The following is a 7,122-nucleotide window of genomic DNA, read 5'->3' on the forward strand; positions in this document are numbered from 1 at the left end:
GCCCTGTCCGGGTGGCGTACCCGTCCGCAGGGCCTCGCCGTCGCCCCGGTGGCAGTCGGTGGGTACGAGCCCGAGGTGGATCGCTTCGGTGGGCCGCTCGGCCTCGAGCTGGCGCACACCCACTTCGCGGCCGACAGCCGCCTCCTGCTGGCGTGGCGCACCGGCGAGCTCGACGACGGACCCGGGGTCGCTGTCGCGGTGGGCCTGGTCACCGCGCAGGCCCTGTTCGCCGCCGTGGCCGAGGACGTCGCCGAGCTCCGCGACATCTGGCTGAGGCTGGAGCATGCCGTCGGGCCGATCCCGCCGAACCCGGCCGCGCCCCCGGAGGCCGCCGTCGTGCGGGCGGTGCTCGCCGGCCGGCTGCCGGAGACCGCCGACAGCAGTGCTGCCGCGTTGTACGCCCGCGCGGCCCGGTGGGCGACCAGAACCGGGGACGCCGCGGCAGAGCTACGCCGGAGCGAGGGGTTCCGGGTCCGGTCCTGGGTCTCCGCGGTGGCGATCTTTCACTGGAACCGGTGGGCCCTCACCACAGCAGAGCTCGGGCCGTTGGTCGCCGCGGTGCTCGCGGAGCTCGGCCGTGACTGACGGCGACCCGTGGCACGGGTGGCATCTCGTGCTCGGCGGGGACTCGGACCGTCGGTCGCTGCTCGAGCTGATCGCCGCGACGGGCACGGACTGGTTCTGGCTCGACGTCCCCGGAGAGCTGCCCACACTCGAGGTGGGGCTGTGGGGGGGCTCGCCCGTTGACCCACCGCCGTGGATCGAGACAGGACTGCGAGCCGGCCTGGTCCGGGCGGCCCGGCCACGCCCGCTGCCGTTGGCCTTCGAACCGGCGCTGTTCCCCGGTGGGAGCCGCCCACCCGTCTGGGGTGCGCTGCTCGCTGTGACCAGCGCCCGCGCGGTGCGCATCCTCGCTGCGGCTCACCGAAGCGGGACCGGGCCGGGCGCGACGGTCGGCGGCGAGCTCGCCGTGCTGTACGGGTGTCTGGTCCCGGCGGCACGGCGGGCGGCAGCCGCGGCCTGGCATCTGGAATGGCTGCGAGCGGCCGTGGGCGAAGCGACGGGCCCGCAGGGGACGCCGTCCCCCGGAGTGGCCCTCCCGGGGGACCTGCCGGTGGTTCCGGCACGTCTGTGCGCCAACCTCCGGGCGTGGTCGCCCGGGTCGTCGGAACGGTGGTCCGATGTGGATCCGAGGGTTCAGGTGATCGCGCGGCTGTGCCACATCCAGGCGGTCCGGCTCGCGGGCGAGGAGGCCGGCCTCCGTCAGGAGCCTGCCGCGTTGCGGGCGATCCGCGAGGCCGCTGCGCCCATTCCGTGACGGGTATGCAGTCCGGCCTTGACCTGCCCTTGACGTAGCAGGGTGTGACCCCCGACACTTGTGCGTCCTACGGCCGGTTCGGTCGGCCGAACCCCTGGACTGAGGTGGATTGACATGGCTGATGAGGCCGGCGGAACTGTCATCCGTGGTGACGACGGATCGATCTACTTCATTCGCGACGAGGTCATGGAGGCTTGCAAGGTCTCCGAGCCGGAGATGGCGCAGTTCTGCGAGAAGCTTCTCGACGAGAACTCCGAGGTGTCGGGGTTCCAGATGGGATCGGGCAAGGCTGCCCAGTCCCTCTCCTTCCTCGGCCCGTTCCAGCCGACCGCGTCCACCAACGCGGGGTGGCGAGCGTCCAGTACTGTCATGTGTCCCGGCACCTTCTCCTCCGGCGCGGAGTACCGGATCAATCCGTCCCAGTCGCGCTGAGGTCGCCCCGCTGTTCCGGTGGCCTGACGGCGAGAGATCTGTCCACCGCGACGTCGGGCGGATGCCGTGGATGACATTTCCGAGACCGGTGAAAGCACCGATTCGGAGTCTCCCGGGTCCGCCGTCTCGGCGAAATCGACTCAGCATGTCATTGTCACCGAGTCCGGCAAGTCGTCACGGGCGGTACTGATCGGTGCCCCCACGGAAATCGGTCGAGCCGGCACGGGGATCGTCATCGACGACAAGAAGGCGTCCAGGCGCCATGCGCGGCTGGATCCCCGATCGGACGGCCTCTACATCGTCGACCTCGGCAGCCGCAACGGGACGGCGGTCAACGGTGCTCGGATAACCGTTCCTGTGCGGCTCGACCATGGCGACATCGTCGAGATCGGCGCAGTTCGACTCGTTGTCGGCGTATCCGCCGACGAGATGCGGCCTCCGACGGTCTGGCCCGCCGCGACGGCCGCGGGACCCGGGTCGGGTCAGGAAACGGCCCCTGCCACCGTGCCACCGCCACCACCGGCGTCCGACGCGATCGCCCCTGCCCCTGCCCCTGCCCCTGCGGCGCGGCGGTCGCCGCCGGAACAACACATCCCGAGACGTCGCAGTCCGGACGGAGGCGCCCCGCAACCGCGGCCCCGTGGAGTGGCGGAACCGCGGCTGTCCGGATCCGTCAGCGCGTTCGGACAGGGCGACGGTCCTCCGGCGACCGCACACCCCGACCGCCCGGCCTCCGGTCGACCGGCCCCGGATCCCACGCCTCCCGCGAGCAGGAAGCCGATCCGCCCCGGCCGGACGGCCCCCGCCGAGCGCCCCATCACGCCGTTGTCGGCAGCCCGGCCGCCGGCACCGTCGCCTCGACCCGCGACTCCGACGAGGGGGTCGCTGGAGGTCCGGATCCGCGAGACCGATCACGCCGTCCTCCACTACGTGCCAGGCAGCGCGGGCGAGCGCGTCCTCGACAACGTGGTCGCGGCCGCCAAACGGGCCCGCAGGCGTCTGGCCGGGTTCGGTTCCGAAGCGTGGGGCGGGACTCCCACGATCCACCTGGTCGACCCCGTGCCCGACCCCGCCCGGCCCGGAGGCTTCCAGACCTCGGGTACCACCGTCGACCCCACGCGGAACGACATCTGGATGATCGTCACCGCGGAGGCCCCGCCCGAGCCGTTGGAACGGCCGTTCGCGCTCCTGTTCGGTGCCCAGTTCGCGGCGGCAGGGGCGCTCGCCGACCTGATCGAGGGGTACGGACTCTGGGCCGCCCGTGTTCCCCCTGTCGACGAGCGGCTCCGGGACATCGACCTGCCGCCGCTGATCCACGCGACCGGCGACGTCCGAGTGGCGATGGGCTTGTCCTTCGTCTCCTACCTGATCAGGAAGGAGAGCGAGGACGTCTTCCGCCGACTGGTCGGTACGGCGCAACTGGGCCGCGTCGACGCCACCGCCGTCGACCTGTACGGAGCCACGCTGGCCAGGCTGGAGACCGCGTGGCGGCAGGACCTGGCTGCGGGTGGACGGGTCAGGCCCCGCCAGTTCCTCCGGCTCTCTCTGGCCTACCTGCGACCGCACCGGCGCAAGCAGGCCGAGGTCTTCGTGCTGATGCTGCTGGGCCTCTCCTTCACCGTCTACTTCCCGTTCGCCAGCCGCACCCTGTTCGACCAGGCCATCCCGAGCGGCCGCTACACCCAGGTGGCGGCGGTACTCGGCAGCCTCGGCGTGGCGCTTGCCGTCACCGCCGTGGCCAACCTCCGCCGGACCTATCTCTCGGCGTGGGTCTCCAGCGCCGTGGTCCGCGACCTGCGCGAGCGGATGTTCGACCGGCTGCAGACCCTGTCCGCCGGGTGGTACCACCGCCATTCCCAGGGTGACGTGCTGTCCCGGCTGTTCAACGACGTGGGTGTCGTCGAGCTGGGCCTGTCCTCCACGCTCCGGGACGGTGCCTTCCAGGCACTGTCTCTGGTGGTGTCTCTGACCGTCCTGTTCACACTGAACGTGTTCCTCGCCCTGCTGGTGCTGCTCGGGGTGCCGCTGGTCGCCGTGGTGTTCCGGCGGATGTCGGGGGGAGCCCGCAAGCGGAGCGTCGCCGTCCAGGAGCGCAGCAGCGTCGTCCTCACCGTGGCGGCCGAGAACCACAGCGCCCAGCCGATCGTGCGCGCGTTCGGGCTGGGATCGCGGGAACGGCAGCGCTTCTCGCAGGCGTCCCGCAGGCTCTTCGACGCCGAGCGGAGGCTCAGCCTCTTCGGTGGCCTGTTCGAGCTCAGCGTCGAGCTCATCATGACCCTGCTGAGGTTGGCCGCTCTTGCCATCGGCACCTGGATGATCTTCCAAGGCAGCTTCACGGTCGGCGGCTTGGTCGCCTTCCTCGGTCTGATGGGGGAGGCGCTGGGTCCCGTCACCGGGCTGAGCGGGCTCGGCCAGCAGGTACAGGCCGCCACCGGCGCTCTCGAGCGCGTCAACGAGATCCTCGAGAGCGGTCCGGACGTCGTCGACACCGAGAACGCCGTGGCGGTGGGACCGCTCCGATCCGCGATCGAGCTCCGAGGGGTCTCGTTCACCTACGACGGAGGGCATCAGGTCCTCGAGAACATCAACCTCACGATCGCTGCCGGAAGCCGTGTCGCCCTCGTCGGGCCGTCAGGATCGGGGAAATCCACCGTCCTCGGCCTGTTGATGCGGTCCTACGACCCGGACGACGGGCAGGTCCTCTACGACGGGGTCGATCTCCGCAAGGTGTCGTCCGACGTTCTCCGGGCCCGGTTGGGAGTTGTCTACCAGGACACGTTCCTGTTCGACACCACGCTGCGCGAGAACATCGCGTTCGGCTCGGCGACGGCGTCGGACGAGGACGTCCGGCGCGCAGCCGTGGACGCGGAGGTCGACGCATTCGTCGACCAGCTTCCGCGCGGCTACGACAGCCTGGTCGGGGAGGGCGGCGGAATGCTGTCCGGCGGCCAACGGCAGCGGGTCGCGATCGCCCGGGCGCTGGTCCGCTCACCCGACATCCTGCTGCTGGACGAGGCGACGTCGTCGTTGGACCCGGGAACGGAACGGCAGATCGACGCGACCCTGCGGAGGGTGGCCGGCCACCGTACGGTCGTGGCCGTCACGCACCGGTTGACCTCGGTGACGGACTACGACCGGATCGTCGTACTGGACCGCGGGCGGATCGTCGCCGAGGGCCGTCACGACGAGCTGCTCGCCCAAGGCGGGCTCTACGCCCGGCTCTGGGCCGAGCAGTCCGGCGGAGCGGCTTCGCTCGACGTCGTCGACGCACTCGGCCGGGTTCCCGTCCTCCGCGGCGTGCAGGCCGATGTTCTCCGAGCCGTGGTGGGCCGCCTGACCACAGTTGCGCTGCGACCCGGCGAGTCCGTACCGGACGGCGCCGGGAAGCTGCTGCTCGTCACCGGAGGCCGGGGCGTGGTGCAGGTACCGGGACTGGCAGGCCGGCTCGACCCGGTCGCCGAGCTCCGGGCGGGCGACGTCTTCGGCCTCCAGGCGTTGCTCGGTGGTGCGCAGGGCACCACGCTGCGAGCCGCCGAACCGCTCACGGCACTGGTCATGCCGGCCGAGGTCGTCTCCTCGTTGACGGCGGCTCGACCGGCTTCGGGGTCGGAGGCGGGTGGCGAGCTGCCGGAGGCGGAGGTCCCGAGAGGCACACGACTCGCCAGGGCCGGATTCGGGTCCGGCCAGACCCAGACCATCCTGGTCGACGAGATGCGTGAGCTGCGCGTAGCCGCGACGCCCGCCCACCCACCGGTGGACCACGGCGGACCGGGGCGCCCCCGATGAACGACGCGACGCAGACCCTGACTGCCGTGGTGCGGGCCGCGCTGCGGGCTACCGGCGCCAGCGCAGGATGGATCGTGGACACGTCGGAGCCGGGGGCGGTGGTCGTGGCGGCCGCCGGAGCCTGCTCGCCGGGGTCGCTCCTCGGACGGCGGGTCGGTCTCGGCCAAAGCGCCGCCGCATACGCGATGGCCTCGGGCGAGCCGTTGGCCATCACCCCCACGTCGAGTGATCACATGCTGGCGGAGGGCGTCGCCGCGACGTTCGGCCGATCGCCGAGATCCCTCCTGGCCGTGCCGTGCCAGGCGGACGACGGCGTCGTCGCGGTACTCGAGCTCATCGACCATCCGCAATCCGTGTTCACCGTGGACGACATCGAGGTCGTCAGCCTGCTGGCCGGTATCGCCGCCGTTTCCCTCGGGGACGGCAGGAGCGGCCGCCCGGCGCCTGCCCACCCGGCTGTCCTGGCCAGCGGTCTCGAGCAGCTCGCGGCCCAGAACCCGCAGCGCTACGCGGCCGTCGCGGCGGCGATCGAAGGACTGCTGAGTTGACCGACTCTCCCGGTCGGTCGGGACCGGCCTGGTCCCATCGGTCGGTGTCGATGGTGCTGCCGTCGGCTTTCGCACTGCGCGGAATCACCCCCGAGTGGGCCTGGGGCGGCGCGACCGGTGCGGGAGCCCGTGTCGCCATCGTGGACAGCGGCGTGGACGCCTCCCATCCCTGGCTCGGCGACTGCGTCGACCAGGTCAGTGGTGCGTCGGCACGACTTGCCGGGGACGGTTCGGTGGTCCTCGTGCCCGGCGCGCACAGCGACGCGTTCGGCCACGGCACGGCCTGCGCCGGTGTCGTACACCAGCTCGCGCCCCGAGCGACGGTCATATCGGTCCAGGTCCTCGGCCCCGGGCTCACCGGGAGGGCGACGGTCTTCCTCGAGGGACTTCGATGGGCCATCGAGCAGGGCGTCGACGTCATCAACCTGTCCCTCGGAACGACCAAGGACACCTACGCCGCTGCCTTCCACGAGCTGTGCGACCTCGCCTACTTCCGCGGCATCACCATCGTCACCGCCGCCAACAACGTCGACCGGGTGAGCTACCCCTCGCTGTTCGCCTCGGTGACCAGCGTCGCGTGCAACCACGCCACCGACCCGTTCCGCTACCACTACAACCCGAACCCCCCGACCGAGTTCCTGGCCCGTGGGATCGATGTGGAGGTCGCTTGGCGAGCGGGCCACACCATGCGCGCCACCGGAAACAGTTACGCCGCTCCGCACATCTCCGGTCTGATCGCATTGATCAAGTCGAAGCACCCGAAACTGCGCCCATTCCAGCTCAAGACCATCCTGCATGCCTGCGCCGCCAACGTCCTGGAGGCACCGCGCCAGGCCGGCCGGATCAGCAGGCTGCGCAACACCCGCCCACCGACCTGCTCGTCGAGACCGACCGGGGCACCTGGCGCGCCCACGCCCTGATCAACACGTCGAGACGGGGCCGAAGGTGTCCGTCCCGGAGCCGGCTGGGAAGGCGAGCGAGCGGTGGGGCGCTCCTGATACTGAAACAGGTCGCCGCGGTTGCCGAGTTCGACATCGA

The 7,122-nt window shown here is 71.4% G+C and carries 6 protein-coding genes and 1 pseudogene; all 7 read left to right on the plus strand.

What is annotated here, in order from left to right; all coding sequences use genetic code 11:
- Positions 1-585, plus strand: a 585-nt coding sequence (locus JWR81_RS17995) for a thiopeptide-type bacteriocin biosynthesis protein (RefSeq protein ID WP_297653706.1), incomplete at its 5' end; no start/stop codon positions are given.
- A complete protein-coding gene (locus JWR81_RS18000; RefSeq protein ID WP_297653709.1) occupies positions 578-1,318 on the plus strand; it encodes a hypothetical protein in 741 nt (246 codons plus the stop codon). The genes JWR81_RS17995 and JWR81_RS18000, both read left to right, overlap by 8 nt.
- 114 nt (positions 1,319-1,432) lie before the next feature.
- Positions 1,433-1,750, plus strand: coding sequence for a hypothetical protein (locus JWR81_RS18005; RefSeq protein WP_297653713.1), 318 nt, complete (start codon positions 1,433-1,435; stop codon positions 1,748-1,750).
- A gap of 66 nt (positions 1,751-1,816) precedes the next feature.
- Positions 1,817-2,149, plus strand: a pseudogene (locus JWR81_RS34420) (FHA domain-containing protein); the annotation flags it as partial.
- 531 nt (positions 2,150-2,680) lie between these two features.
- Entirely contained in the window at positions 2,681-5,536 is a 2,856-nt protein-coding gene (locus JWR81_RS18010) for an ATP-binding cassette domain-containing protein (protein WP_297653716.1), read from the plus strand.
- Positions 5,533-6,084, plus strand: a complete 552-nt coding sequence (locus tag JWR81_RS18015; RefSeq protein ID WP_297653720.1) for a GAF domain-containing protein — start codon at positions 5,533-5,535, stop codon at positions 6,082-6,084. Before JWR81_RS18010 ends, JWR81_RS18015 begins: the two co-directional genes overlap by 4 nt.
- A gap of 50 nt (positions 6,085-6,134) precedes the next feature.
- Entirely contained in the window at positions 6,135-7,004 is an 870-nt protein-coding gene (locus JWR81_RS18020) for a S8 family serine peptidase (protein ID WP_297653723.1), read from the plus strand.
- Positions 7,005-7,122: the final 118 nt, after the last annotated feature.

This window comes from Pseudonocardia sp., from assembly GCF_025965585.1.
In the GTDB taxonomy this organism is placed as follows: domain Bacteria; phylum Actinomycetota; class Actinomycetes; order Mycobacteriales; family Pseudonocardiaceae; genus Pseudonocardia.

Coding starts and splice junctions, on each gene's coding strand:
- JWR81_RS18005 (WP_297653713.1), top strand. CDS start 1,433: ATGGCTGATGAGGCCGGCGGAACTGTCATCCGTGGTGACGACGGATCG.
- JWR81_RS18015 (WP_297653720.1), top strand. CDS start 5,533: ATGAACGACGCGACGCAGACCCTGACTGCCGTGGTGCGGGCCGCGCTG.
- JWR81_RS18020 (WP_297653723.1), top strand. CDS start 6,135: ATGGTGCTGCCGTCGGCTTTCGCACTGCGCGGAATCACCCCCGAGTGG.